Origin of the sequence: Klebsiella sp. w6 (assembly GCF_033100215.1) — a bacterium.
Classification (GTDB): Bacteria; Pseudomonadota; Gammaproteobacteria; order Enterobacterales; family Enterobacteriaceae; genus Klebsiella; species Klebsiella variicola.
Genome location: NZ_CP136907.1, coordinates 807,171 through 830,529, shown reverse-complemented (window position 1 = coordinate 830,529; position 23,359 = coordinate 807,171). Strand labels below are relative to the sequence as shown.

Here is a 23,359-nt window from a genome sequence, read left to right as displayed (position 1 = left end):
ATATTCCTTTACCGGCAGACATAGGTCTGCTCTTCATCAATGGTTTGTTTAAAGGTGATCGTGCAGTACTGATTATTTGCTTTATCAACAGCCACTTTCAGCGTCGACGGAACAGTATCCGTGCGGATGTATAATAAGCTGCCCTGGCCCACGACCCCGACATTCTGCCCCCGGTTATCCTCGATTTCATAACCAAACGGCAGCGGCTCACCCGCGGCTTGTCGGGCATGAATCAACCACGGCTTACGCTGGTCGGTATCAAAGTGGCTGACCACCACAGCCCCCCGATACGGAGCCACCATTTTCCGGTTGCCTTTCAGTTCCGTCGTACTGTGGGAATCCGACACATCCAGCATCAGGGCGTTTTCACGGAACGGCGTGAGGTTGTCGTAGAGCACGATCCCTTTCCCGTTGGTGGTGCGGTATTTCTGACCATTGACATAAGCCCCCTCCAGCCCCGGCGCCTGCAAAATCGCGAAGGTGTCTGATAACCGATTCGCCAGGTTCACGCCCCCGGACCAGAGCACCATGCCCCCGGACAGGCTTCCGCTGGCCTGGGTGTAGTTTGACGACTGGCTGTAACTTCCGCTCAGTGTGGCCAGCGGGGCATTCCAGGTAAGGTTGGCCCCGGCAGCGGTTTCATTATTTTGCTGCTGATGACTGAGATTAACCCCGTAGCTGAACTGATCGCGCGAGCCGGCAATGCCGTTCAGTCCGGTGTTATTGGAGGCAAAGCCACTGTTATCGAAGGTGGTGGAGTTAGACAGATTCAACCGACGGCGCGGCGCGGTCAGGTCGTCCCCCCAACTGAACGGAATGGAGAAATAAAGATTAAATCGCTTATCCTGGTGATGATATTCGTCATAGGTTTGGCTGGCCGATAGCGTATAGGTCAGCCGCTGCCAGGTATTCGAGTAGCCGAGCTGATAATCTTTATTGCTGCCGCTTTTTCCCCAGTAGTCGCGCCACAGGGCGCTCAGGGAAATCGCGCCATAGCCCGCCGGAAGCGCCTGACTCAAACTGGCCGACAGGGAATTTTTCCTGCCGAAATCATATTGATAATAATCGGCAATATCGTAGACATCATTTTCGTCGCGGTGATAGTGGGTTCTGTTCTTCGCCCACACGTGATCGTTAAAGGTGCGGTAATCGCGGCTGGAATAGCGGTAGGCCGCGAGGCCAAAACGGGTCTGGGTTGGGGTGAGGAATTTACTGTAAGCCACCTGATAGCTTTGTCCATCATAGGTGCCGTTATCCTGCTCGCTGTGCGACTGGGTGGCATCGACGGAAATAGCGCCGAGCCAGGTATTCCAGCCCGTCCCGAGGGTAAAAGCCGAATAGTGATTCGACAGCATCGAACCACCATACAGCGTCAGCAGATTGTTCAGACCATACTGATAGGTCCCCTGGATAAAATCAGCCTGCCGATCGGCCCCCTCAATATGGCTGCGTCCGGCAGCAAGATCGTATTTCGAGACGCCTGCCTGCAGCATATTGGGAACGGAAGAAAAGGGAACCAGATAGCTGGTGACCGTCCCGTCTGCTTCTCTGATGCTCACGTCAAGATCGGCCCCGCCGCCGGCCATCTGTAAATCAGCGATGGCAAAGGGACCGGGCGGCACCTCTTTCTGATAAATGACAAAGCCATTTTGCTCAATGGTGACCAGGGCATTGCTTTGCGCAATCCCCTGGACGATCGGCGTAAAGTTGCGTCTGGAGTTGGGCAACATCTGCATATCGCGATATAAGCGCACCCCGCGAAAGCGCACAGTGTCGAATATATCGCCTGATGTGTACATATCGCCAGCGCGCAGCGTACTCTCTATCTCGCCGAAGCCTCGCTCCAGATAAAGGGTGTTACTTTTCCACTCACCGGCGCCAGAATCATTATTGTTATAGCTGGCGTCAGAGTGCAGTTGCCATCCCAGGAGATTTAAACCGCTGGTAAAACGGGCAAAGGTACTCTTGTTATTCCCGGCGCTTTTATAATCGCTGTAATACTGACTGGCATAATAGGACGTATAGAAGGCGTTGACCCCGCGGTCCCAGCTTTCCGGGGAAGCATAGCCCGCCTCCAGCTCATTAACAAACGCCTGCGGGACAGTGAGCTCGAGGGTCAGGGTGGAGATATCAAAATGATATTTCCCCCCCTGCACAGCCTCGCGTAGCGTGATGCATTGCGCCAGATCCTTTTTGTCCAGCCTCTCGGCTTTAATACCGAGCTGCTGCAGCTGGGAGTGTGACAAGCAGCTTTCCCCTGGCTGCTCCTTCACTGTCAGGTCATATTTCCCACGCCACTTGTTATTGACATACACATCCAGGTTATATTCACCCGCAATCGGTGCGTCATCTGTAAACTGATAGTGACTGTCTTTGACCCCTTTCATCCCGCCGAACATAAAGTTGGTATCAAAGGTCTCTTCTGCCGCCAGGGCTTCAGCAAATAATGATGCAATAATTGCCAGGGCCAGTGATGTCATCCTTAACATAACCACCTCTTTTTATTTTACGCTGATGCTATCACTAATATAATTTCCATAATCATCAATAAGAGTTATTTTGTACTGTCTGGCAACGCTGCCGCTGAGGGTGATCATTTGCTGTGAAAATGGCGCCAGCATAATGGCTTTACTGTTTCCTTTCACATTATTCACTTTAATTTCAGGGATCGTTATCCAGTTTGCGCTGTTATTTTTAAGCAGTACATTTTTACCTTTTTGCTGCAGGTCTAAATGATGAAAACTGGCCTGCGTAACGCCAGCGACACCTTCCGGGCGATAAAACAACTTAATTCGATTTTGGATCGCAAATTTCACCACATTTTTACCATCATTCACGCTGGCATTGGGTGGGATATCGAGGACATTCAAATAAAATAAACTTTCCTGATTTTGCGGTAACGTATTGGATAATGCTTTTATTTTAAGCTGCTGACCGGTATTGGCTCTGACGCGCACCACCGGCGGTGAAATAAGAAAAGGTACGCGGATATTTTCCGGGGCAATGGAAGTATTACCGTCGTCGATCCACGCCTGTACCAGGGCGCCGCGATCGCCGCGATTCATTAACTGCACCATCACCTCATTTTTACCGGCCGGATAAATAACGCGCGTCCCATAGATCACAATACCCGCCTGCGCGGGGATAATGAAAAAGGTCAGTAGCAGCAGAATGAATCCTTTCATCTCTTTCACTCCATGTAAACAGAGACCCGGCGAACGCCCTGCGTCTCGCCGGGTGACAGCATCACTCGGTTACCACGGTCAGCGTAAGGGTTGACTCAACATCGCCCTGGGTGACTGCGTTACCTGCGGCCACCACCGCATACTGTGCTGAAAAATCAATGGTATATACACCGTTTTCATCAGGATCCCCATTAAGAGGAATCAGCGAGTTGGCGTTTAGTTCGGCGTCATTCGCTGTCACCACAAAGCCGACGCCGGATGCGCCACCCGCTACGGTATTTTTCGTAATGTTCGGGTAAGTGGTATCAAACTGGTTACGTGCCAGGCTGATTTTCGGCGCAGCACCGGTACATTTTAATTTTAATGGCACCGTGGTGCTGTTTTTAATGCCGGTATAGGTGGCGCCGGCACCCAGACTTGCAAGACTTTCCTGCCCGACCTGGTTCATCGTAATAGTGGTAGAGTTGTTGCCATCAAGAAACTGACACGTGGTTCCCACAACGCGTCCGGTGATAATAACTTCACCCTGGTCAGTATCCGCAAAAGCACCGGCACTCATAAATACGGTGGACAGGACTGCTGCAGCAACAGTTAAACGCTTCATAATATAGTTCCTTTTATTTGTTTATCCATTTGGCTTATGAGATGAGAAAAAACTCATGCGGTAAATATTGCACGCGACTTAATCATTCACAACAGACGTATTTAATTCACTTGACTAATATCAAGCCAAATAATTCATTATATCTACGACTCATCCAAAAGTTATGTTGCTTATATCGCATTAAAACACAATAAAAACATAGACATCAGAAACGACGAATTCATTTAATAAAAAACAACGTTATCGCTGGCAGCGACGCATTTTGTGCTATCCTCACTTAAGCTATATGATAATTTTATAATTACCTGCTAATTATTTATTGTGTTTATAAAAACAGAAGGCCATCTCCATGAAAAGAGGCTTACTTGCCCTGGTCTGCGTCGCGCTGCTGGCGCCATCGTTTTCGGCGCAGGCGACCTGGCGTGGCGACAAACGCCAGGACGCCCGCGATATCCGACAGGATAGCCGCGAGCAAGGTCGTGATACCAAGCAGGAATGCGTCCGCAATAACAATCAAAGCAACGCCAGCTGCCGTCACGATAAACGGGAAAACCGCCGCGAAGGTCGCCAGGAAGCACGTGACGAAAAATGGTGAAACTGAGGTTTTGGCGTCTCCAGGACGTCATTCCTCCCGCCGCCGGAGCCTTTAACGCCCCCTCATACTTCAGTTGTCTGGCTGACGTTTGTGGCATGCGCCTTATTCTTAGCATAGCGCAGAATATTCCCGCGCCCCCCTCAGACCGTATCCCGGTCCTCATCATATCCCCCTTTTTTCCAGCCCACTAATATCGCCGCCACTAGCGCTTACCGTGCCTGATACCACTCCACTTCGACCACATGCTTTAGATTAAACTGAATTACTGAAATACAGCGTAAAGTGCCCTCATACAGACAATGGCTATTATCCCCAGGCTTTTTGCAGTATGGTTTAATCACTGTTGTAGTTTTGCAGTGAATGCTATCCAGACGATGCAGAGTTGTATTCTGTCTGAGAAATTTCTCATGCTATTCCCGAAGGTTGTTGGCGCGGGAGGTTGGTTTGCTGGCGCAATGATGTCCAGCAGGCAGGCAATAAATCATGACGGCATTGATGGCCGCCTTGCCGCGGCCGGAAGCCCGCGCCTTCATCATCATGCGGGCATCATCAAGAGGATCAGGGATGTACAGGACGTGGAAACCACCAGGAAAGCGACGCCACTTCAACCCGCTAACCCTTTCTTTACCCTTCAGCTTGCGGCGCCTTATCGGTGGCGATGGAGATAGCCTATGATACCGCACGCTCACTCAGCGATAGCATTCAGATTTTGCCTTCACCAGGTGAAACGCTTTCGTATGAGATTAAAACGTTATCAGCACGCCGTTTCAAAATAAAAAGGCAGTCGAATTTAACAATGACCTGACGCAGGCCTGGAAAGAGAAAAATATGCCTGCAATAAAAGGGAAAACCATGACGAATAACGCCGATATAAAAAAAAGGAACTTCCTGACTCAGAATGAGATCGAGTCTTTACTTAAAGCCGCCGATACCGGTCTCTATGCCGCACGGAATTATTGCCTGACATTACTGTGCTTCATTCACGGTCTGCGAGCCAGCGAGATCTGCCGTCTACGAATATCGGATATCGACCTTGCTGCCCGCTGCGTTTACATCCATCGACTCAAAAAGGGGTTTTCAACTACCCATCCGTTGCTGGAGAAAGAGATCCACGCCCTAAAGCGATGGCTGGCCATTCGCAGCAGCTGGCCGCAGGCAGCCAGCGAATGGCTGTTTCTCTCCCGCAAAGGTAATCCCCTTTCTCGCCAGCAGTTTTATCAGATTATCGCCTCATCAGGGGATCTGGCGGGATTACCGCTGGAGATCCACCCACACATGCTGCGTCACTCCTGTGGCTTTGCGCTGGCCAATATGGGGATCGATACCCGTTTGATCCAGGATTACCTTGGGCATCGCAATATCCGCCATACCGTCTGGTATACCGCCAGCAACGCGGGACGTTTCTATGGCATCTGGGACAATACGCGCGACAAACAGCGATCGTCTTTGATCCAATAACCTTGACGCCAAGGATGGCGTTGTCTCGCAACCTGCTCGCAAATTATAACATTTATTATAATTAACCCTGCGTTAATTATGATTACTGTTCCCGCAAGTTCTTATTTATTCCTGCCAGCTCCGCGTCAATTTAACCCTGCGTTCATTCTGGATTTGACCGAATTATTTATTGCTCGAGTAAAATTTCCGCACCGTTTTTTTAATGACAACGTGCGCCAGAAAAAAATCCTTTTATTTTATGCACCTGGCGATAACATCTGGAGAGGCTATTGAGACAACGATTAAAATCTTTAAAATTAAGAATTATCGCCCGGCGATATTTTTAGTATCAGTCAATGTAATGTGCTATCTATTCGTAGTTAATCAACTTCACCCTACAACGTTTTAGCATTACGCATTCTTTTCGTCATGGCGTAAGGTTTCGCCGTGACGGTCATTCATCCTTTTTTCAGGAGCTAATATTGTGAACCGACGTCGTTTTCTTACCGCCAAAGAAGTTCAGGCAATGATGCAGGCCGCTCGCCAGGGCCCAACCGGTGAACGGGATTACTGCCTCATCCTGCTTGCCTTTCGCCACGGCATGCGCATCAGCGAACTGCTGGATCTGCACTATCACGATCTGGATCTGCATGAAGGACGGGTCAATGTGCGGCGGCTTAAGAACGGTTTTTCGACTATTCATCCGCTGCGCTTTGATGAGCGCGAGGCAATCGAACGCTGGAGTCAGGTCCGCGCCGGCTGGAAAGCGGCGGCAAAAACCGACGCGCTGTTTATCTCTCGTCGCGGTACGCCGCTCTCACGCCAGCAGGCATATCGTATTATTCGATCCGCCGGTGAAAATGCGGGCACCGTTACGCACACGCACCCTCATATGCTGCGTCACGCCTGCGGCTATGAACTGGCGGAAAGAGGTACAGATACCCGTTTGATACAGGATTATCTGGGACATCGTAATATTCGTCACACGGTACGCTACACTGCCAGCAATGCGGCGCGTTTTGCCGGGATTTGGGAAAGAAATAATCTTTTAGAGGAAAAAGGCCTGTCAAAGGAAAATGATTTAAGCGATTGATTTAATACAACAAAATAAATTGCTAACAGGTCAATTGGGGCCAAACTGTTTATATCATAAAAATGTTTTGTAATGTTTTGCAACTCACCGCGCTATATTTCTGCAGAAAAAATCATAGTTTATTGATTATTATATATTTTTAATCACGCAATCACTCACTTTTCTCCCACCATACTCCCGTTGCACCGGCGATCCTTCGCCAGCGCCATCGCTATTCCTTTTGCACTCCCGCCCACCACTCCAGATTATATACCCACAAAAAGCCAAATAAACGGAATTTAAAACCACAAATAAACCAGTCAAAAACCAAAAACAGATCATTTATCCCAACGAGTCAAAATGGCCCCAATTGTCTCATCAGTTGGGTAAAAACTGTGCAGAGCCGGCAGCCTGACTACTCGGCTGAAATCTGACATGCCTGGAAGGCACATCGGCTGCCAATCCGGTTCGTTATTTCGACATCATTCAAAGGAAAACAGTATGAAAATCAAAACACTGGCAATGGTTGTTGTGTCAGCCCTGTCTCTGAGCTCCGCGGCGGCGCTGGCCGATACCACCACGGTCAACGGCGGGACAGTGCATTTTAAAGGGGAAGTCGTCAATGCGGCCTGTGCGGTAGATGCCGGCTCTATCGATCAAACCGTCCAGTTAGGTCAGGTGCGTTCCGCGAAACTTGCCACCGCAGGTAGCACCAGCTCCTCCGTCGGTTTCAACATTCAGCTGGATGACTGCGACACCACAGTGGCGACCAAAGCTTCTGTCGCTTTCTCCGGTACCGCTATCGACAGCAGCAACACCACCGTTCTGGCACTGCAAAACTCTGCCGCCGGCGGCGCAACCAACGTTGGCGTGCAGATCCTCGACAGCACCGGCACGCCGCTGGCGCTGGACGGGGCCACCTTCAGTGCCGCGACCACGCTGAATGACGGCACCAACATCATCCCGTTCCAGGCGCGTTACTACGCGACCGGCGCAGCGACCGCCGGTACGGCGAACGCGGATGCCACGTTCAAAGTGCAATACGAGTAAGGCCCGATCCACGCAGGGAGGCAATCAGGGCCAGGAGGGCCCGCTCTCTATTTCCAACTGGAGTGAAACGATGCAGGGAATGAAATCAGGTCTGCTGCTGCTACTACCCCCGCTGGCCCTGGCCGGTAATCAGTGGAACGTCACGCTGCCTGGGGGCAGCATGCGTTTTCAGGGCCTGATTATGGCGAGTTCCTGCCGCGTCGAAGCGGGCGATCGGCAGATGACGGTCAATCTGGGGCAGATCAGCAGTAACCGATTTCATGATGTCGGCGAAGACAGTAACCCGATCCCTTTCGCGATTCATTTACAGGATTGCAGTACCGCAGTCAGCCAGCATGTGGGGGTGGCATTTCACGGCGTGGCTGATGGTAAAAATCCCGATGTGCTCTCGGTGGGCGAAGGCCCGGGGATCGCCAGCGGGATTGGCATTGCGCTGTTCGACAGTCAGGGCCAGCAGCTGCCGCTCAATCGTCCGCCCGACCGCTGGGTGCCGCTCTACCGCGGACCGACGACGCTCAATTTTGTCGCCAAATATCGGGCGACCGGACGCCAGGTCACCGGCGGCGCGGCCAACGCCCAGGCCTGGTTCTCATTGACCTATCAGTAATTAATCCGCAGACAAACAGGACAACACGGTGAGCAGACAAGGAGATAACGTGAGAAAAATGGCAACGACGACACGCGGCATACTGGCGGGATGTTTACTTTTCGTCGCCGGTGCGTTGAGCGCCAGCGCGCAGGCGGGCGTCGCGCTGGGCGCGACCCGGGTTATCTACCCGGCGGGACAGAAGCAGGTCCAGCTCGCGGTGACCAATAATGACGACAACAGCACCTGGCTTATACAGTCATGGGTGGAAAATGCCGATGGTCAGCGAGACGGCCGGTTTGTCATCACTCCCCCGCTGTTTGCCATGCAGGGCAAAAAAGAGAACACCCTGCGCATTATCGACGCCACCAATAACCAGCTGCCGCAGGATCGGGAAAGCCTGTTCTGGATGAACGTGAAGGCGATCCCCTCGATGGATAAATCCAAGCTCAGCGACAATACCCTGCAGCTGGCGATTATCAGCCGCATCAAGCTCTACTACCGTCCGGGAAAACTGGCACTGCCCCCGGATCAGGCAGCGGAAAAGCTGACCTTTAGCCGCAGCGGATCGTCGCTGACGCTGACGAACCCCACCCCTTATTACCTGACGGTGACCGAACTGAACGCCGGGACGCGCATTCTGGAAAACGCCCTCGTGCCGCCGATGGGCAAAACCAGCGTCAAGCTGCCCGCGGATGCCGGGAGCACCATCACCTATCGCACGATTAACGATTACGGCGCGCTGACGCCGAAAATGAATGGCGTACTGCGTTAACCCAGAGTACCCCGCCGCGCGGGCCACGCTGCGCATGACCAGAAGCACTGACAGCCGGGCAACGTCGGACCGGAGGGATTATGTCACATCGAAAATATGGACTGGACCATTGGGGTTGCCGAAGCGCCCGGCGCCTGATTACGCCGGCGCTGACGCTGTGGCTCTGCTCACAGCCGTTTGCCGCGCGGGCGGACCTCTATTTTAACCCCCGCTTCTTAGCTGACGATCCGGCGGCGGTGGCTGACCTGTCGGGATTTGAAAAAGGCCAGGAGGTGCCGCCAGGCACCTATCGCGTCGATATTTATCTCAACAATGGTTTTATGACCACCCGGGACGTCACTTTCCAGGCCGACGTTCAGGGCCATGGCTTGTCGCCCTGTCTGACGCGCGGCCAGCTGGCGAGCATGGGCGTGGATACCGGTCGGGTGCCGGGCATGGCGACGCTGGACAGCGCAGCCTGCGTGCCGCTAACGACGCTTATCAGCGAAGCCACTACGCGCTTCGACGTCGGCCAACAGCGTCTGTATCTCACCGTGCCTCAGGCATTTATGGGCACCCGCGCGCGCGGCTATATTCCGCCGGAGCTGTGGGATAACGGTATCACCGCCGGGCTGATTAACTATAACTTCACGGGCAATAACGTCCATAACACCACGGGTGGCAGCAGCCGTTACGCCTATCTGAATCTGCAGAGCGGCCTGAACGTTGGCGCCTGGCGTCTGCGCGATAACAGCACGTGGAGCTACAGTAGCGGCAGCGGCAGCGCTTCCTCCAGTGAAAACCGCTGGCAGCACGTTAACAGCTGGCTTGAGCGGGACATCACGCCTCTGCGTTCGCGACTCACCCTCGGGGACAGCTATACCAACGGCGATGTCTTCGACGGGATCAACTTCCGCGGTGCCCAGCTGGCCTCAGACGACAATATGCTACCGGACAGCCAGAAAGGCTTCGCGCCGGTGATCCACGGGATCGCCCGCGGCACGGCGCAGGTGTCAATCAAACAAAACGGCTATGAAATCTACCAGAGCACAGTGCCGCCGGGGCCGTTTACCATCGACGATCTCTACGCCGCGGGCAATGGCGGCGATCTGCAGGTCACGATTAAAGAAGCGGATGGCTCCCGCCAGGTCTTCAGCGTGCCCTGGTCAACGGTGCCGGTGCTGCAGCGTGAAGGCCATACCCGCTTCGCCCTCACCGCCGGGGAGTACCGCAGCGGCAACAGCCAACAGGAAACGCCCGATTTTTTCCAGAGCACGGCCATGCATGGCCTGCCGGCCGGCTGGACCCTGTACGGCGGCACTCAGCTGGCGGACCGCTATCGCGCCTTTAACCTTGGGGTGGGGAAAAACATGGGCTATTTCGGCGCCCTGTCGCTGGATATCACCCAGGCCAACGCCACGCTGGCGGACGACAGCGAGCATCAGGGACAGTCGGTGCGTTTCCTCTATAACAAATCCCTGGATGAGACCGGGACTAACCTGCAGCTGGTGGGCTACCGCTACTCCACCCGCGGCTACTATAACTTTGCCGATACCACCTACCGCCGGATGAGCGGCTACAGTGTGGAAACTCAGGACGGCGTTATCCAGGTGAAACCCAAATTTACCGACTACTACAATCTGGCTTACAGCAAGCGCGGCAAGGTGCAACTGAGCGTGACCCAGCAGCTGGGGCGCACCGCCACCCTCTATCTCAGCGGCAGCCACCAGACCTACTGGGGCACCGACGATGCCGATGAGCAGCTGCAGGCCGGCCTCAACGCCGCCGTAGACGATATCAACTGGTCGCTAAGTTACAGCCTGACCAAAAACGCCTGGCAGCAAGGGCGCGATCAGATGCTGGCGGTCAACGTCAATATCCCCTTCAGCCACTGGCTGCGTTCCGATAGCCGCTCAGTCTGGCGGCACGCCAGCGCCAGCTACAGCCTGTCGCACGATCTCAATGGCCGCATGACTAACCTGGCGGGCCTGTACGGCACCCTGCTGGAAGACAACAACCTCAGCTATAGCGTGCAGACCGGCTATGCCGGCGGCGGCAACGGCGACAGCGGGAGCACAGGCTATACGGCGCTCAACTACCGCGGCGGCTACGGCAACGCCAACGTCGGCTACAGCCGCAGCGACGGCTTTAAACAGCTCTACTACGGGGTCAGCGGTGGCGTGCTGGCGCACGCCAACGGCATCACCCTGAGCCAGCCGTTGAACGATACCGTGGTGCTGGTGAAAGCCCCCGGCGCCGGCGGCGTGAAGGTGGAAAACCAGACCGGGGTACGCACCGACTGGCGCGGGTATGCCGTCCTGCCCTATGCCACCGAGTATCGCGAAAACCGGATCGCGCTGGACACCAACACCCTGGCAGACAATGTCGACCTTGATGATGCAGTGGTCAGCGTGGTGCCGACCCATGGGGCGATCGTCCGCGCCAACTTTAACGCGCAGGTGGGGATGAAGATCCTGATGACGCTGACCCATCGCGGCAAACCGGTGCCGTTTGGCGCCCTCGCCACCGGCGACAGCAACCAGAGCGGCAGCATCGTCGCGGATAACGGCCAGGTCTACCTGAGCGGGATGCCGCTGGCGGGCAAGGTGCGAGTGAAATGGGGCGATGGCCCGGACGCTCAGTGCGTGGCCGATTATCGTCTGCCGCCGGAGAGTCAGCAGCAGGCGCTCAGCCAGCTGTTGGCCGCGTGCCGCTAAGGAGATCATGATGAAAACACTGCAGTATCTGCTGGGCGCTCTGCTCACTCTGGCCGCGCCGCTGAGCTTCGCTGCCGATAGCACGATCACCATCAGCGGCTATGTGCGCGACAACGCCTGCGCAGTGGCCGGCGAGTCGAAGGATTTCACCGTCGATTTTCAGGACAACGCCGCAAAGCAGTTTTATGCCGTCGGGGCGACGACGCCGCCGGTGCCGTTCCGCATCGTGCTGTCGCCCTGTGGCACTTCCGTCACCGCGGTGAAGGTCGGTTTCACCGGCGTGGCGGACAGCGTCAACACCAGCCTGTTAAAACTCGATGCCGGCGCCTCGGCGGCGGCGGGAATGGGGGTGGAAATTCTCGATCAGCAGCAGTCCCGGCTGCCGGTCAATGCGCCGTCGTCAGCCATGTCCTGGACCACGCTGACGCCGGGCCAGACCAACATTCTCAACTTTTACGCCCGTCTGATGGCCACTCAGGTGCCCGTCACCGCCGGGCATGTCAATGCGACAGCGACATTCACGCTGGAATTTCAGTAAGCGGAGGCTGAAATGAAATGGACCCACGTGGGCTGGCTGCTGGCCGGCCTGTTAACCGCGAGCGCTTCCCTGCGGGCGGCCGACGTCACCCTCACCGTCAACGGGAAGGTGGTGGCCAGACCCTGCACGGTTTCCACCGTCAATGCCACCGTCGAGCTGGGCGATCTCTATACCTTTAGCCTGATCGGCGCGGGCTCGGCATCGGCCTGGCACAGCGTGGCGCTGGATCTCAGTAACTGCCCCGTGGGTACTTCACGGGTGAAGGCCACCTTCAGCGGGACGGCGGACAGCACCGGCTATTACAAAAACCAGGGAACGGCGGGCAATATTCAGCTCGAACTGCAGAGCGAGGACGGCACCACGCTGAACAATGGCAGCAGCCAGTCGGTACAGGTGGATGAGGCCAGCCAGTCCGCTCGCTTCCCGCTGCAGGTTAGAGCCCTGTCCGTCAACGGCGGCGCCACGCAAGGCACCATTCAGGCGGTGATTAACGTCACCTATACCTACGCCTGAGCCAGGAGAGCATTATGATGAAAAAAATTATCCCCCTGTTCACCACCCTGCTGCTGTTGGGCTGGTCGATGAACGCCTGGTCCTTTGCCTGCAAAACGGCCACCGGGGCGACGATCCCCATCGGCGGCGGGTCAGCCAACGTCTACGTAAATCTGACACCGGCGGTTAACGTCGGGCAAAACCTGGTGGTCGACCTCTCCACGCAGATTTTTTGCCATAACGACTATCCGGAAACGATCACTGACTACGTCACCCTGCAGCGCGGATCCGCCTACGGCGGCGTGCTGTCGAGTTTCTCCGGCACCGTGAAATATAACGGCACCTCTTACCCCTTCCCGACCACCACGGAAACGGCGCGGGTGGTTTACGATTCACGGACCGATAAGCCCTGGCCCACCGTCCTGTATCTGACGCCGGTCAGCACCGCCGGTGGGGTGGCGATCACCGCAGGATCGTTAATCGCGGTGCTGATCCTGCATCAGACCAACAACTACAATAGCGACTCCTTCCAGTTCATCTGGAACATTTACGCCAACAACGACGTGGTGGTCCCCACCGGCGGCTGCGATGTCTCCGCCCGCGATGTCACCGTCACCCTCCCCGACTACCCGGGATCGATGGCCGTGCCGCTCACCGTGCACTGCGCGCAAAGCCAGCAGCTGGGGTATTACCTCTCCGGCACCACCGCGGATAGCGCCAACGCGATCTTCACCAATACCGCCTCCGCCTCGCCGGCGCAGGGGATAGGCGTTCAGCTGACCCGCAACGGCAGCGCCGTGCCGGCGAACAGCACGGTCTCGCTGGGCACCGTCAGTACCTCGCCAGTTAATCTCGGTCTGACGGCAACCTATGCCCGGACCACAGGCCAGGTCACTGCCGGCAACGTGCAGTCGATCATCGGCATCACCTTTGTCTATCAATGATGACCGACTATATCCTCTCACCCTGCTCGCTGGCCGCCCGCGGGTTGAGCCAGCTGATGGTGAACGCCGCGAAGCGGCCCGTTGAGCTGCCGGTCGAGGGCGTGTCCCTGCGGGAGCTGACCGCCGTGAAGCGGATCGTGGTGTTTCTCCCTGACGATCCCCTGTGGATGCTCACCACGCTGCGCCAGGCGGCAAGGCTGCTCGACCAGGCCTTGCAGCCGTTACCGATGTTGATTCTGAGCCGCAGCCCGGCCATCTGGCTGTGGCAAACGCTGCTTTATCAGGTGAGCCATCCGGATCGTCTGCGCAACGTCCATACCGCCCCCGCCGATCTGTCCTGCACGGAGCTGGCCGATCGGCTGGAGAACGCACCGCGACTTGAGCGGCTTGCCAGTGAAGCCGCCCTGCTCAACGACAAACGAGCCGCCGGATTGAGCCATGCCGAGTTCAAAGTGATCCTCGCCCTGCTGCAAGGGCAGACGATAGGCGAGCAGGCCCGGCGTCTCCGATTGAGCCAGAAAACGCTCTACACCCAGCGGCTGGCCGGGGTGAAAAAGCTGGTGGAATATCACCCGCATCTGGCCCCCCGCTTTCCGCGTACGCTGCTACCGCGCTCATCCGCCAGCTCACTGTCGGCGTTTGAACAGGAATGGGTACAAGCGATCCACGATCGCCAGGTCTTCCCGGTTTTTCAACCTATCGTCGATAGTCGCTCACAGCTACAGGGGGTGGAGATCCTGATCCGCTGGCGCCACCGCGGCCAGGTTCTCCATCCGCAGGCTTTTTTGCCGCAGTTCCGCGCCGACTACGCCTGGCTGCTGCTCACGGCCTTTGTCCTGCAGGAGGCCGTGCAGAATATTAATGAGCATCCGGGTACTTTCTATTTTTCGGTCAATATTCCTTCCTCGCTCGCCGCCAGCGATAGCCTGCTGCGGATGGTGGAAGCCGCTCGCCAGCAGCTCCGGCAGCCAGAGGGCGTGGAAAGGCTGGTGCTGGAATATGCTGAAACCATCGATTTTCTCCGTCAGAGCCGATCCACCGCCCAGGTGGAGGAACTGCAACGTGCTGGCGTGCGGGTGATGCTGGACGACTGCTTTTCTCAGGGGAGCGTCATCTTTCCGGCGCGTCGCCTGCACTTCAATGCCTATAAACTGGATATGAGTATCGTCAACGACGCTCAGCACGATCAGAAGGCGCTTGCGCTGATAAAAAGCCTGGCCTACTACTGCCAGTTGAGCGGCAGCCGCTGCGTGGCGGAAGGGGTGGATTCGCTGGCGAAGTTTACGCAGTTAAAATCGCTGGGTATTGACCGTTTCCAGGGCTATCTGTTTTCACCGCCGATGCGGCGCGAGCATCTCCCGGATCTGATCCGCCGCTTTTCCCATCAGCGCGATCCGGCGGATCGTTAATGGCGCGAGAAAAGCGCACCGGTTGGCACCGGTGCCGGTACGTCAGGCGCGAATATCGTCGTATTCGCGGGTGTTATCGAATTCATGTTTGGCAAACGGGCAGAGAGGGATGATCTTCCGCTGCTCCTGGCGCATTTTTTCCACCACCTTCGCCACCAGCTGTTTCCCCACGCCCTGGCCTTTCAGGCTGGGATCAACATCGGTATGTTCGATAATGCTGAGGTGGTCGCCGGTGGGAACAAAAACAATTTCCGCCACCTGGTTTCCCTGCGCGTCGTTAACATAAAACTTGTTGTGCCCTTCCAGTATTTCCATCTTCTCCTCGCTTATTTATGACGATAGTGCAGGGCGCCGCTCGGGCAGGTATCGATCACTTTTACCACCGTCGCCACATCCACTTCATCCGGGATAATCCACGGTTTACGCTTCAGGTTAAAAAGCTTCGCGCTGCCGCGCACGCAGTTCCCCGAATGCTGACAGATCGCCGTATTAAAGTAGACGTCGATTTTCTCTCCGGTGTAGGCCCGGTAGCCCGCTTCCAATAATTCCTTATCCATGACATTGCCTCGTTCTTTTTTTATGTTTCAGGCTAAGCATAGTCCTACACGTCGCGGCTGACTACGCGTAAGCGTGGGAATTGGCGCCTCACATCATGCTTTCCCATCGGGTAAGGCTCCCGCAGTCGGCGATCCGTTGACTTTCATTCCCGCAACGAGGCGATTACACTCATCACACACTGGTATGATCACTCAGGGATGCTCTATTGAATCATATTGCCACCATCGCCCGCCCGGCGCGGTTACTGCTCGTCTTGCCGCTTTCTGGCTGCTCACTTTCGCCCGCGATCCCGGTATTGGGCGCCGCGTTCCCCGGCTGGTTTTTCTGCTTATTGGGCGGGGCGTTTTTACTGATCCCCTGCCATATCCTGATTACCCGTAAAGGCTGGCAGCCGCGCTTTTCTCCTCTGGTCTTCAGCTATGTCGCGCTGATGTTCCTGTTCGCCACGCTGCTGTGGTTTCTGTTTTTTGTTCACTGATCGCTTATGACAACTTCCCGCACTCCCCTGTTACGCAAAAAGTGGCCTCTGCTGGCGCTGGTCCTTGCCGCTATCCTGGCGCTGATCCTGGTTATCTGGCAGTTGCAAACCTCGCCGGAGACCAATGACGCCTATGTCTATGCCGATACCATCGATGTGGTGCCCGAGGTCAGCGGACGCATCGTGGAGATGCCCATTCGCGATAACCAGCGGGTGAAAAAAGGCGATCTGCTGTTCCGCATCGACCCCCGCCCCTATCAGGCGATGCTCGATGACGCGAAAGCGCGGCTAACGACCCTCGACGCGCAGATCATGCTGACCCAGCGCACCATCAAAGCGCAGGAGTATAACGCCCAGTCGGTGGCGGCCGCCGTCGAGCGCGCCAGAGCGCTGGTCAAGCAGACCACCTCCACGCGCACCCGCCTTGAGCCGCTGGTGCCGCAGGGGTTTGCCTCCCAGGAAGATCTCGATCAGGCGCGCACCGCTGAGAAAGCGGCGCGGGCGGAGCTGGAGGCCACGCTGCTGCAGGCCAGACAGGCCTCGGCGGCCGTGACCGGCGTGGATGCCATGGTGGCGCAACGCGCCGGGATCCTGGCGCAAATCGCCCTCGCCGAACTGCATCTGGAATTTACCGAAGTGCGTGCGCCCTTCAACGGCGTGGTGGTGGCGCTGAAAACCACCGTCGGCCAGTACGCCTCGGCGCTGAAGCCGGTCTTTACCCTGCTGGATGACGACCGCTGGTATGTGATCGCTAACTTCCGCGAGACCGATCTGAACAACGTGCGCCCCGGCGTGGCGGCGCGGATCACCGTGATGACCAACCACAACCGGACCTTTAACGGGGTGGTCGATTCGGTCGGCTCCGGGGTCCTGCCCGAAGGCGGGAGCGTCATCGAAGGGCTGCCGCTGATCCAAAAAAGCATTAACTGGGTTCACGTCTCGCAGCGCTTCCCGGTGAAAATCGCCGTCAGCGATCCCGATCCGGCGCTGTTCCGCATGGGCGCCTCGGCCAGCGCCGTGCTGCAGCCGTAGCCGGGGGACGCGATGTTTCCTCTCGCCCATTTTTTACGCCAGGAGCTGCGCGACGCGCCGGGACGCGCCAGCTACACGCTGCGCCTGACGCTGAGCTGCGCGGTGCTCATCACCCTGTTTATGACCCTGCAGATCCCCTTCCTGGCCGTTGCGCTGATCGTCGTGTTCTACGTCAGTCAGCCTAACGTGTTGATGATCAAGCTGGTCAGCGTGGTCTTTTTTGTCACCGTCACCGTGGCGCTCGGCGGCGTGCTGCTGATCATCAAGTGGACCTATGACTACCCGCTGATCCGCCTGGCGGCCTCCGTGGCGCTCTTTTTCTGCGCCATCTACCTGATGCGGGTGCTGGGTAAGCTGGGACTGGCTTTTTTCGTGGTGGCGCTGGCGGTGATTTACGCTCAGACCTTCCCGTCAATGACCAGTCAGAGCGAGATCCTGGTGCGGCTGCTGCTCTGGCTGTGGGTGGCGATTAACACCGCGATCCTCGTCACTTTGCTGGTCAACGCCTGTTTTCAGCAGGCCTTTCCCGGCAACCAGTTTAAGGCGCGCCTGGCGGGGATGCTGCACGAGGTCGCCCGGCGGCTGACGGCTCCTGGCGATGAAGCGCCACCGACCTTCGGCGAGACCGCCGCGCAGTTCAACCAGCTGCAGTCGCTGTTCGCCCAGGCCAGCCGGGCCACGCCGGAGATAGCCGCCGAACCGCAGGCCTGGCGCTCGCGGCTGGCCGCCACCCTGCGCTGCTATCAGCTGGCGGCGCTGCTGCAAGCAGACGAGGCGGATAGCGAAGATCGCCAGCAGCTGTCGCAGGCGGTACTGAAGCTGAAGAGTGCCCTCAGCGAGGAACAGTTTGACGGCGCCATTCCTCCCCTGGCGCTCAGCGGTCGTGGCATTAATCACGCGGTTCTGCAGGAGATGGCTACCCTCCTGCAGCAGCTGGCGCAGGGTGAGCCCGTCGCCCTGCCGCAGGGTGAGGTGGAGAAGGCGCCCCTGCTGGCGCCGGACGCCTGGCGCAACCCCGCTTATCTCCATTTTGCGCTCAAGACCCTGCTGGCGACGCTAATCTGCTATGTCTTCTATACCGCTGCCGACTGGCAAGGGCTGCACACCATTATGCTGAGCTGCGTCATTGTCGCCCAGCCCGGGCTGGGCGCCACGATGCAAAAGACATGGCTGCGTATCGGCGGGGCGCTGCTCGCCACCCTGCTGGCGCTGCTGTTAATCGTCTTTGTTCAGCCCTGGACCGATTCGCTGTCGGGCCTGCTGGCGATGTCTCTGCCGGTGCTGGCGCTGGCGGCGTGGATTGCCGCCGGCTCGGAGCGTATCGCCTACGCCGGGATCCAGATTGGTTTCACCTTTGCGCTGGCCTTCCTCAGCTGGTTTGGCCCGCTGACGAACCTCACCGAGCTGCGGGATCGGGTGCTCGGCATCCTGCTCGGGGTGCTGGTCTCCTCCATTGTCCATTTGTATCTCTGGCCGGACAGCGAAGCGCCGCAGCTGAAATCGCGCCTCGCCAGCCTCTATCGCCGGCTGGCGGACTGCCTCGCCGCCCCGCACGATGCGGTGCCGCTGGCCCCTCTGTTTGTCGCCTTCACCGACAGCGAAGCGCTGCTCCATCGGGTTCGCGCTGAACCGCTGGGCACCTGGGCCCATCCCTGGCCCCAGGCGAAAGGCTGGCCGATGCGCGCCACCCTCGCCCAGGCCGAGGAGATCGCCCGCCTCAGCGAAGGCTACCGGCTCAACGCCGCGCCGGGAGACCCGACGCTGGCCCGCTGCGCCGAACAGCTGCGGCGCTACGCCGAACGTATCGAACAGGAGGCGGCAGCGCCTGACGGGACGCTGGCCGCCGATCTCCGCAACCCCTTTGGCCCGGCGCTGGCTACCGCGCTGGCCGCCCTGCCCGACTGGGGCCCGACACCGATAGCGACTGAGCAACAGGCTAAAACGTCATGATGATGCTTCCTTTCCCCGCGCGATTGCGGGTCACTCTCTTTACCCTGACGCTGACGCTGCTCAGCGGCTGCGCGCTGATCCAGGATGAGCCTTCCCAGGTCGCCATCGTCAATCCGCAGCAGGCCCAGCTGGCGCAGGTGATCCACCTGGCGAACAGCGACTGGCCGGCAGCCCGCTGGTGGGAGGCCTATGATGATCCTCAGCTCAACCTGCTGATCAACCGGGCGCTGCAGAACTCGCCGACCATGCAGGCCGCCCGGCTACGCATCTCCCAGTCGCAGTCCACGGTGGAACTCGCCCGGTCGGCGATGGGCCTGCAGGCCACCGCCGTCGCGGCGCAAAACCGCCTGCGGATCACCGACAAATCCTTTAGCTGGCCCTACTCGTACTCCCTGCCGGTGGATAAGAACGGTCCCTGGTATACGCTGAATACCGTTGGCGTCGGGGCGCAGCTGAATATCGATCTCTGGGGAGCCGATCGCGCCCGGGTCGCCGCCGCCATTGGCGAGAAAAATGCCCGGCTGGCGGAAACCGCCGGCATTGAACTCGACATCGCCAGCAGCGTGGCGCAGCTCTATTTCGCCATGCAGGCGACGTTCCAGAAAATCGCGCTGCTGCAGGAGCTGGAGGGTATTGCCCAATTCTCGGCAGCGGCCCATGAGCACCGGACCCAACGCGGCGTGGAAGACAGTGTGGATGTGGCCAATGCCCGGGCTGAGCAGCTCGCCGCCCGCCAGCAGATCATTAGCGCCGAGGGGATGCTGACCCAGTATCGTGAAACCCTGCGGGCGCTGATCGGCGCCGATGCGCAAAGCATGCCGGCCATCCATCCGGTGGCGCTGCCGGCGCTCCAGGAGACGCTGCCATCGTCGCTCTCTTTCGAGCTGCTGGCCCGCCGTCCGGACCTGCAGGCGCTGCGCGGCTACGTGACTGCCTCCCTGAGCCAGGTCGATGCGGCGAAAGCGGCCTTCTATCCTCATTTTGATATCAAAGCGTTCTGGGGATATAACGCCCTGAGCGTCGGGGATCTGTTTAAGTCCTCTTTCCAGCAGATCAACCTGCTGCCCGGGCTGTATCTGCCAATCTTCGACGGCGGTCGTCTGAACGCTAATCTGCAGTCGGTGCGCACCGCCAGCAACATCCTGATCAAACAGTACAACCAGGCGGTGCTGGACGCGGTGCGCGATGTCGCCATCAGCTCCAGCCAGCTTAACGATCTGAACCAACAGCGCGCGCTGCAGCAGCTAAAGGTCACCGCGGCGCAGACCACTACCGACAGCGCTCGCGCCCATTATCAGCGCGGCCTGCTCAGCCGCTACGCCGCCGAAGAGGCCCGGCGGGCGGTCCTCGCCCAGCAGCTGTTGCTGCTGGACATTGAGGCCCAGCGGCTAAGCACCGACATTACCCTGATCAAAGCCCTGGGCGGCGGCTATCGCGGGCAGTAACAAAAATGCCTTCCCGGATGGGGAAGGCATTTAACAGAAGAGGCGGGGTGGCTGCGCGGCGATTACACCAGGGCGCGCAGCTCCTCCTGCATATAGGTGGAAAAGAATTCCGGATGCTTGATGACCATCCGCTCGCCGGCGGCGATCCGTTCAGCCCAATCCGCCACTTTGTCGGTAAACCCGGCGCTCCAGCCCTGCTGCTGCCCGCGTTCAGCGACGTCGGCCGGGGTGGCGGGCACGCCCAGCTCTTTCAAATATTTGAGAATTCCCTTCGCGGTACTTTCATCCATAGACTGTGGTACTGGCTCAGACGTATTCATACCACCGATGAAATCCAATGCTTTATCAATGACTGCTGGCATAGGTGTGTCCTTATATTAACCACATAGTAAACCTGACTACACTATGGACCGGAAAGTGACGTGATTTCAAAGAACACGCTCACGTTATGGGACATCGCGCATTCTGAAAAAGGGATTTTGTTCTGCTGAGGCGGGTTTCGTACAAAAATAAGCCGGCCCCGTAGGGCCGGCCTGAGGATCGCGTCAGGCGTTGCTGACGGATGTTTGCCCGGCGCTGGACCGACTGTTCTCCAGCATCCGGCGGACCGGGACAATCAGCACGGCCAGCACGGCGGCGCAGATCAGCAATGCGATGGAGCAGCGGGCGAAGAGGTCCGGCAGCAGCGACAGCTGATCGGCCTTCACGTGACCGCCAATCAGGCCCGCCGCCAGGTTACCCAGCGCGCTGGCGCAGAACCACAGGCCCATCATCTGGCCGCGCATTCTCTCCGGCGCCAGCAGAGTCATGGTCGCCAGACCAATCGGACTCAGGCACAGCTCACCAAGCGTCAGCATCAGGATGCTGCCCACCAGCCACAGCGGCGACACACCGGCCCCGCCGTTGCTCAGGACGTTCTGCGCCGCCAGCATCATCAGGCCAAAGCCCGCCGCTGCGCACAGGATGCCAATCACGAATTTGGTCATACTGCCCGGACGCACGTTTTTGCGCGCCAGCGCAGGCCACGCCCAGCTGAATACCGGCGCGAGCAGAATGATAAACAAGGCGTTAATCGACTGGAACCAGACCGCGGGGATCTCAAAGTCGCCGATCATCCGGTTGGTGTAGTCGTTAGCAAACAGGTTAAAGGAGGTCGGTTTCTGTTCAAACGCGGACCAGAAAAAGGCCGCCGAGACCAGCAAAATAAAGCACACCAGCAGGCGCGCCCGCTCTTTACGGTTCAGCCCCGCGAAGACGAACAGCCAGATGAAATAGAGCGCCACGGAGGCGGCAATCACATAGACCAGCACGCTGGCCACCGCCACCGGGTTAATCACGATCGTGCCCAGGCTAATCAGCGTGACCAGCACCGCCACCCCCAGGGCCAGCGCCAGCAGCCACGCTCCGACGCCATTCTTTTTCGCCACCGGGCTGTTCCAGGTGGAATCGAGGCCGACCTCCGCGTCATAGCGCTTCATCGACGGCACGGCAAAGACGCGGAAAATGACCAGCGCCACCAGCATCCCGATCCCCCCGATGCCGAAGCCCCAGTGCCAGCCATGGGATTTAATCAGCCAACCGGAGATCAAGGGCGCGATAAACGAGCCGATATTGATCCCCATGTAGAACAGCGAAAAACCGCCGTCGCGGCGCGCGTCGCCTTTTTTATACAGGGTGCCGACCATCACTGAGATACAGGTTTTAAACAACCCGGAACCCAGGACGATAAACATCAGACCGATAAAGAACAGGTCGTTGCCCAGCCATGCCGACAGGGCGATCGACAGGTGCCCCAAGGCGATCAGGATAGAGCCGTACCAGACGGCCCGCTGCTGGCCAAGCCAGTTATCCGCCAGCCAGCCGCCCGGCAGCGCGGCCAGATACATACTGCCAGCAAAAATCCCGACGATCGCCGAGGCGTTCTCCCGCGCCAGTCCCATCCCGCCGTCGTACACCGTCGCCGCCATAAACAGGATCAGTAAGGGACGGATGCCGTAAAACGAGAAGCGCTCCCACATTTCGGTGAAGAACAGGGAGCCCAGCGGATAAGGATGGCCGAAAAAGGTACGGCTTTCTTTTTTATTAACAGAGGAATGCATAAATTCTCCAGGTAAGGTGCGCCGCAGCGCAAGTTAACCGTATAAAGCGGGCTGACGATTTATAATTTGTTTGCATTAACATCAAATGCGAGCATTTTTAACCATTTGATAACCACACAATGGTTTTGTCCAGCCCCTTACCTTCCCTTTTTAGATGAAAAGTCGACAAACATCTAGTTTTGCAGATTTAACGTTCATAAAAAGATAAACAGCATTGACTTTATATTAGTGCAGAAAATCCGATTATTTTTATTAAAAAACAGAAAGTTAACGCTAAGGCGAGGTTCTATAGCGGCTCAGTTCGGCTACCAGGATAACGACAGAAAAAGTAAGGAAAACAGGTGGAATGATGTAGAAACCACGCTAAGTGGCAATATTTCTCTATCAGGGACTATCCTGGCCCACGGTGTTTGT

Annotated in this window: 23 protein-coding genes; 15 read left to right on the top strand and 8 right to left on the bottom strand. The window is 57.4% G+C overall.

All coding sequences use genetic code 11. The features are described from left to right. Positions 1 to 8: 8 nt before the first annotated feature. The 3 genes from R0140_RS04115 to yehD all read right to left on the bottom strand — a co-directional run bounded on the left by R0140_RS04115 (position 9) and on the right by yehD (position 3,789). Positions 9 to 2,489, bottom strand: coding sequence for a fimbrial biogenesis outer membrane usher protein (locus tag R0140_RS04115; RefSeq protein ID WP_012967262.1), 2,481 nt, complete (start codon positions 2,487 to 2,489; stop codon positions 9 to 11). Positions 2,490 to 2,501: 12 nt separating this feature from the next. Further along, positions 2,502 to 3,185, bottom strand: coding sequence for a fimbria/pilus periplasmic chaperone (locus R0140_RS04110; protein WP_012540626.1), 684 nt, complete (start codon positions 3,183 to 3,185; stop codon positions 2,502 to 2,504). Positions 3,186 to 3,246: 61 nt separating this feature from the next. Beyond that, positions 3,247 to 3,789: a fimbrial protein YehD gene (gene yehD, locus R0140_RS04105; RefSeq protein WP_008806376.1), complete on the bottom strand. Its 543-nt coding sequence runs from the start codon at positions 3,787 to 3,789 to the stop codon at positions 3,247 to 3,249. 349 nt (positions 3,790 to 4,138) lie between these two features. On the opposite strand from yehD, the gene R0140_RS04100 reads away from it, so the two are divergent. After that, positions 4,139 to 4,384 carry a hypothetical protein gene (locus tag R0140_RS04100; RefSeq protein ID WP_008806377.1) on the top strand — a complete coding sequence of 82 codons (246 nt, stop codon included), beginning with the start codon at positions 4,139 to 4,141 and terminating at the stop codon, positions 4,382 to 4,384. A 410-nt stretch (positions 4,385 to 4,794) separates the two neighbouring features. On the opposite strand, the gene R0140_RS04095 is transcribed toward R0140_RS04100, so the two are convergent. After that, positions 4,795 to 4,992, bottom strand: a complete 198-nt coding sequence (locus tag R0140_RS04095) for a hypothetical protein (protein WP_153242724.1) — start codon at positions 4,990 to 4,992, stop codon at positions 4,795 to 4,797. A gap of 244 nt (positions 4,993 to 5,236) precedes the next feature. On the opposite strand from R0140_RS04095, the gene fimB reads away from it, so the two are divergent. The 10 genes from fimB to R0140_RS04045 all read left to right on the top strand — a co-directional run bounded on the left by fimB (position 5,237) and on the right by R0140_RS04045 (position 15,383). After that, complete coding sequence (gene fimB / locus R0140_RS04090; RefSeq protein WP_012967261.1) at positions 5,237 to 5,842, top strand: type 1 fimbria switch DNA invertase FimB; 606 nt, start codon at positions 5,237 to 5,239, stop codon at positions 5,840 to 5,842. A 463-nt stretch (positions 5,843 to 6,305) separates the two neighbouring features. Further along, complete coding sequence (fimE, locus tag R0140_RS04085; RefSeq protein ID WP_012540621.1) at positions 6,306 to 6,914, top strand: type 1 fimbria switch DNA invertase FimE; 609 nt, start codon at positions 6,306 to 6,308, stop codon at positions 6,912 to 6,914. Between the two features lie 480 nt (positions 6,915 to 7,394). Continuing rightward, positions 7,395 to 7,943 carry a type 1 fimbrial major subunit FimA gene (fimA, locus tag R0140_RS04080; RefSeq protein ID WP_008806380.1) on the top strand — a complete coding sequence of 183 codons (549 nt, stop codon included), beginning with the start codon at positions 7,395 to 7,397 and terminating at the stop codon, positions 7,941 to 7,943. A gap of 70 nt (positions 7,944 to 8,013) precedes the next feature. Further along, on the top strand, positions 8,014 to 8,550 hold the full coding sequence (locus tag R0140_RS04075) for a type 1 fimbrial minor subunit FimI (protein WP_012967260.1): 537 nt from the start codon (positions 8,014 to 8,016) through the stop codon (positions 8,548 to 8,550). A 49-nt stretch (positions 8,551 to 8,599) separates the two neighbouring features. After that, positions 8,600 to 9,304: a fimbria/pilus periplasmic chaperone gene (locus R0140_RS04070; RefSeq protein ID WP_012540619.1), complete on the top strand. Its 705-nt coding sequence runs from the start codon at positions 8,600 to 8,602 to the stop codon at positions 9,302 to 9,304. Between the two features lie 80 nt (positions 9,305 to 9,384). Continuing rightward, positions 9,385 to 12,000: a fimbrial biogenesis usher protein gene (locus R0140_RS04065; RefSeq protein WP_094917336.1), complete on the top strand. Its 2,616-nt coding sequence runs from the start codon at positions 9,385 to 9,387 to the stop codon at positions 11,998 to 12,000. 10 nt (positions 12,001 to 12,010) lie between these two features. Beyond that, a complete protein-coding gene (locus R0140_RS04060) occupies positions 12,011 to 12,538 on the top strand; it encodes a type 1 fimbrial adaptor subunit FimF (RefSeq protein WP_023323247.1) in 528 nt (175 codons plus the stop codon). 27 nt (positions 12,539 to 12,565) lie between these two features. After that, positions 12,566 to 13,051 carry a type 1 fimbrial minor subunit FimG gene (locus R0140_RS04055; RefSeq protein ID WP_074194464.1) on the top strand — a complete coding sequence of 162 codons (486 nt, stop codon included), beginning with the start codon at positions 12,566 to 12,568 and terminating at the stop codon, positions 13,049 to 13,051. A 17-nt stretch (positions 13,052 to 13,068) separates the two neighbouring features. Beyond that, positions 13,069 to 13,974, top strand: a complete 906-nt coding sequence (locus R0140_RS04050; protein WP_012540615.1) for a fimbrial protein — start codon at positions 13,069 to 13,071, stop codon at positions 13,972 to 13,974. Then, a complete protein-coding gene (locus R0140_RS04045; protein ID WP_110184895.1) occupies positions 13,971 to 15,383 on the top strand; it encodes a cyclic diguanylate phosphodiesterase in 1,413 nt (470 codons plus the stop codon). The genes R0140_RS04050 and R0140_RS04045 overlap by 4 nt, the downstream gene beginning before the upstream one ends. Before the next feature lie 42 nt (positions 15,384 to 15,425). Here R0140_RS04045 and R0140_RS04040 read toward each other — a convergent pair whose 3' ends face one another. Both R0140_RS04040 and yjdI read right to left on the bottom strand, forming a co-directional pair. Then, positions 15,426 to 15,698 carry a GNAT family N-acetyltransferase gene (locus tag R0140_RS04040; protein WP_008806388.1) on the bottom strand — a complete coding sequence of 91 codons (273 nt, stop codon included), beginning with the start codon at positions 15,696 to 15,698 and terminating at the stop codon, positions 15,426 to 15,428. An 11-nt stretch (positions 15,699 to 15,709) separates the two neighbouring features. Beyond that, positions 15,710 to 15,940, bottom strand: a complete 231-nt coding sequence (yjdI, locus tag R0140_RS04035) for a 4Fe-4S mono-cluster protein YjdI (RefSeq protein ID WP_012540613.1) — start codon at positions 15,938 to 15,940, stop codon at positions 15,710 to 15,712. 206 nt (positions 15,941 to 16,146) lie between these two features. On the opposite strand from yjdI, the gene R0140_RS04030 reads away from it, so the two are divergent. From R0140_RS04030 to R0140_RS04015, 4 genes are read left to right on the top strand one after another with little or no spacing between them, the layout of a single operon-like run. After that, on the top strand, positions 16,147 to 16,419 hold the full coding sequence (locus R0140_RS04030; protein ID WP_008806389.1) for a YtcA family lipoprotein: 273 nt from the start codon (positions 16,147 to 16,149) through the stop codon (positions 16,417 to 16,419). Positions 16,420 to 16,425: 6 nt separating this feature from the next. Then, a complete protein-coding gene (mdtN, locus tag R0140_RS04025; protein WP_008806390.1) occupies positions 16,426 to 17,451 on the top strand; it encodes a multidrug transporter subunit MdtN in 1,026 nt (341 codons plus the stop codon). A 12-nt stretch (positions 17,452 to 17,463) separates the two neighbouring features. Beyond that, positions 17,464 to 19,401: a multidrug efflux transporter permease subunit MdtO gene (gene mdtO, locus R0140_RS04020; RefSeq protein WP_032733790.1), complete on the top strand. Its 1,938-nt coding sequence runs from the start codon at positions 17,464 to 17,466 to the stop codon at positions 19,399 to 19,401. Then, the gene (locus R0140_RS04015) at positions 19,398 to 20,846 is read left to right on the top strand and encodes an MdtP family multidrug efflux transporter outer membrane subunit (RefSeq protein WP_110184896.1); all 1,449 of its coding nucleotides are present in this window, start codon (positions 19,398 to 19,400) and stop codon (positions 20,844 to 20,846) included. The genes mdtO and R0140_RS04015 overlap by 4 nt, the downstream gene beginning before the upstream one ends. Positions 20,847 to 20,908: 62 nt before the next feature. On the opposite strand, the gene R0140_RS04010 is transcribed toward R0140_RS04015, so the two are convergent. Then, positions 20,909 to 21,208: a DUF1889 family protein gene (locus R0140_RS04010; RefSeq protein ID WP_008806393.1), complete on the bottom strand. Its 300-nt coding sequence runs from the start codon at positions 21,206 to 21,208 to the stop codon at positions 20,909 to 20,911. 183 nt (positions 21,209 to 21,391) lie between these two features. Next, entirely contained in the window at positions 21,392 to 22,945 is a 1,554-nt protein-coding gene (locus tag R0140_RS04005) for a peptide MFS transporter (RefSeq protein ID WP_032740980.1), read from the bottom strand. Positions 22,946 to 23,359: the final 414 nt, after the last annotated feature.

Excerpts from the sequence above, each read along its gene's own strand:
- R0140_RS04115 (WP_012967262.1), bottom strand. The coding sequence starts at position 2,489 with ATGTTAAGGATGACATCACTGGCCCTGGCAATTATTGCATCATTATTT.
- R0140_RS04110 (WP_012540626.1), bottom strand. The coding sequence starts at position 3,185 with ATGAAAGGATTCATTCTGCTGCTACTGACCTTTTTCATTATCCCCGCG.
- yehD (WP_008806376.1), bottom strand. The coding sequence starts at position 3,789 with ATGAAGCGTTTAACTGTTGCTGCAGCAGTCCTGTCCACCGTATTTATG.
- R0140_RS04100 (WP_008806377.1), top strand. The coding sequence starts at position 4,139 with ATGAAAAGAGGCTTACTTGCCCTGGTCTGCGTCGCGCTGCTGGCGCCA.
- fimB (WP_012967261.1), top strand. The coding sequence starts at position 5,237 with ATGACGAATAACGCCGATATAAAAAAAAGGAACTTCCTGACTCAGAAT.
- fimA (WP_008806380.1), top strand. The coding sequence starts at position 7,395 with ATGAAAATCAAAACACTGGCAATGGTTGTTGTGTCAGCCCTGTCTCTG.
- R0140_RS04075 (WP_012967260.1), top strand. The coding sequence starts at position 8,014 with ATGCAGGGAATGAAATCAGGTCTGCTGCTGCTACTACCCCCGCTGGCC.
- R0140_RS04065 (WP_094917336.1), top strand. The coding sequence starts at position 9,385 with ATGTCACATCGAAAATATGGACTGGACCATTGGGGTTGCCGAAGCGCC.
- R0140_RS04060 (WP_023323247.1), top strand. The coding sequence starts at position 12,011 with ATGAAAACACTGCAGTATCTGCTGGGCGCTCTGCTCACTCTGGCCGCG.
- R0140_RS04050 (WP_012540615.1), top strand. The coding sequence starts at position 13,069 with ATGAAAAAAATTATCCCCCTGTTCACCACCCTGCTGCTGTTGGGCTGG.
- R0140_RS04045 (WP_110184895.1), top strand. The coding sequence starts at position 13,971 with ATGATGACCGACTATATCCTCTCACCCTGCTCGCTGGCCGCCCGCGGG.
- R0140_RS04040 (WP_008806388.1), bottom strand. The coding sequence starts at position 15,698 with ATGGAAATACTGGAAGGGCACAACAAGTTTTATGTTAACGACGCGCAG.
- yjdI (WP_012540613.1), bottom strand. The coding sequence starts at position 15,940 with ATGGATAAGGAATTATTGGAAGCGGGCTACCGGGCCTACACCGGAGAG.
- mdtN (WP_008806390.1), top strand. The coding sequence starts at position 16,426 with ATGACAACTTCCCGCACTCCCCTGTTACGCAAAAAGTGGCCTCTGCTG.
- mdtO (WP_032733790.1), top strand. The coding sequence starts at position 17,464 with ATGTTTCCTCTCGCCCATTTTTTACGCCAGGAGCTGCGCGACGCGCCG.
- R0140_RS04015 (WP_110184896.1), top strand. The coding sequence starts at position 19,398 with ATGATGATGCTTCCTTTCCCCGCGCGATTGCGGGTCACTCTCTTTACC.
- R0140_RS04010 (WP_008806393.1), bottom strand. The coding sequence starts at position 21,208 with ATGCCAGCAGTCATTGATAAAGCATTGGATTTCATCGGTGGTATGAAT.
- R0140_RS04005 (WP_032740980.1), bottom strand. The coding sequence starts at position 22,945 with ATGCATTCCTCTGTTAATAAAAAAGAAAGCCGTACCTTTTTCGGCCAT.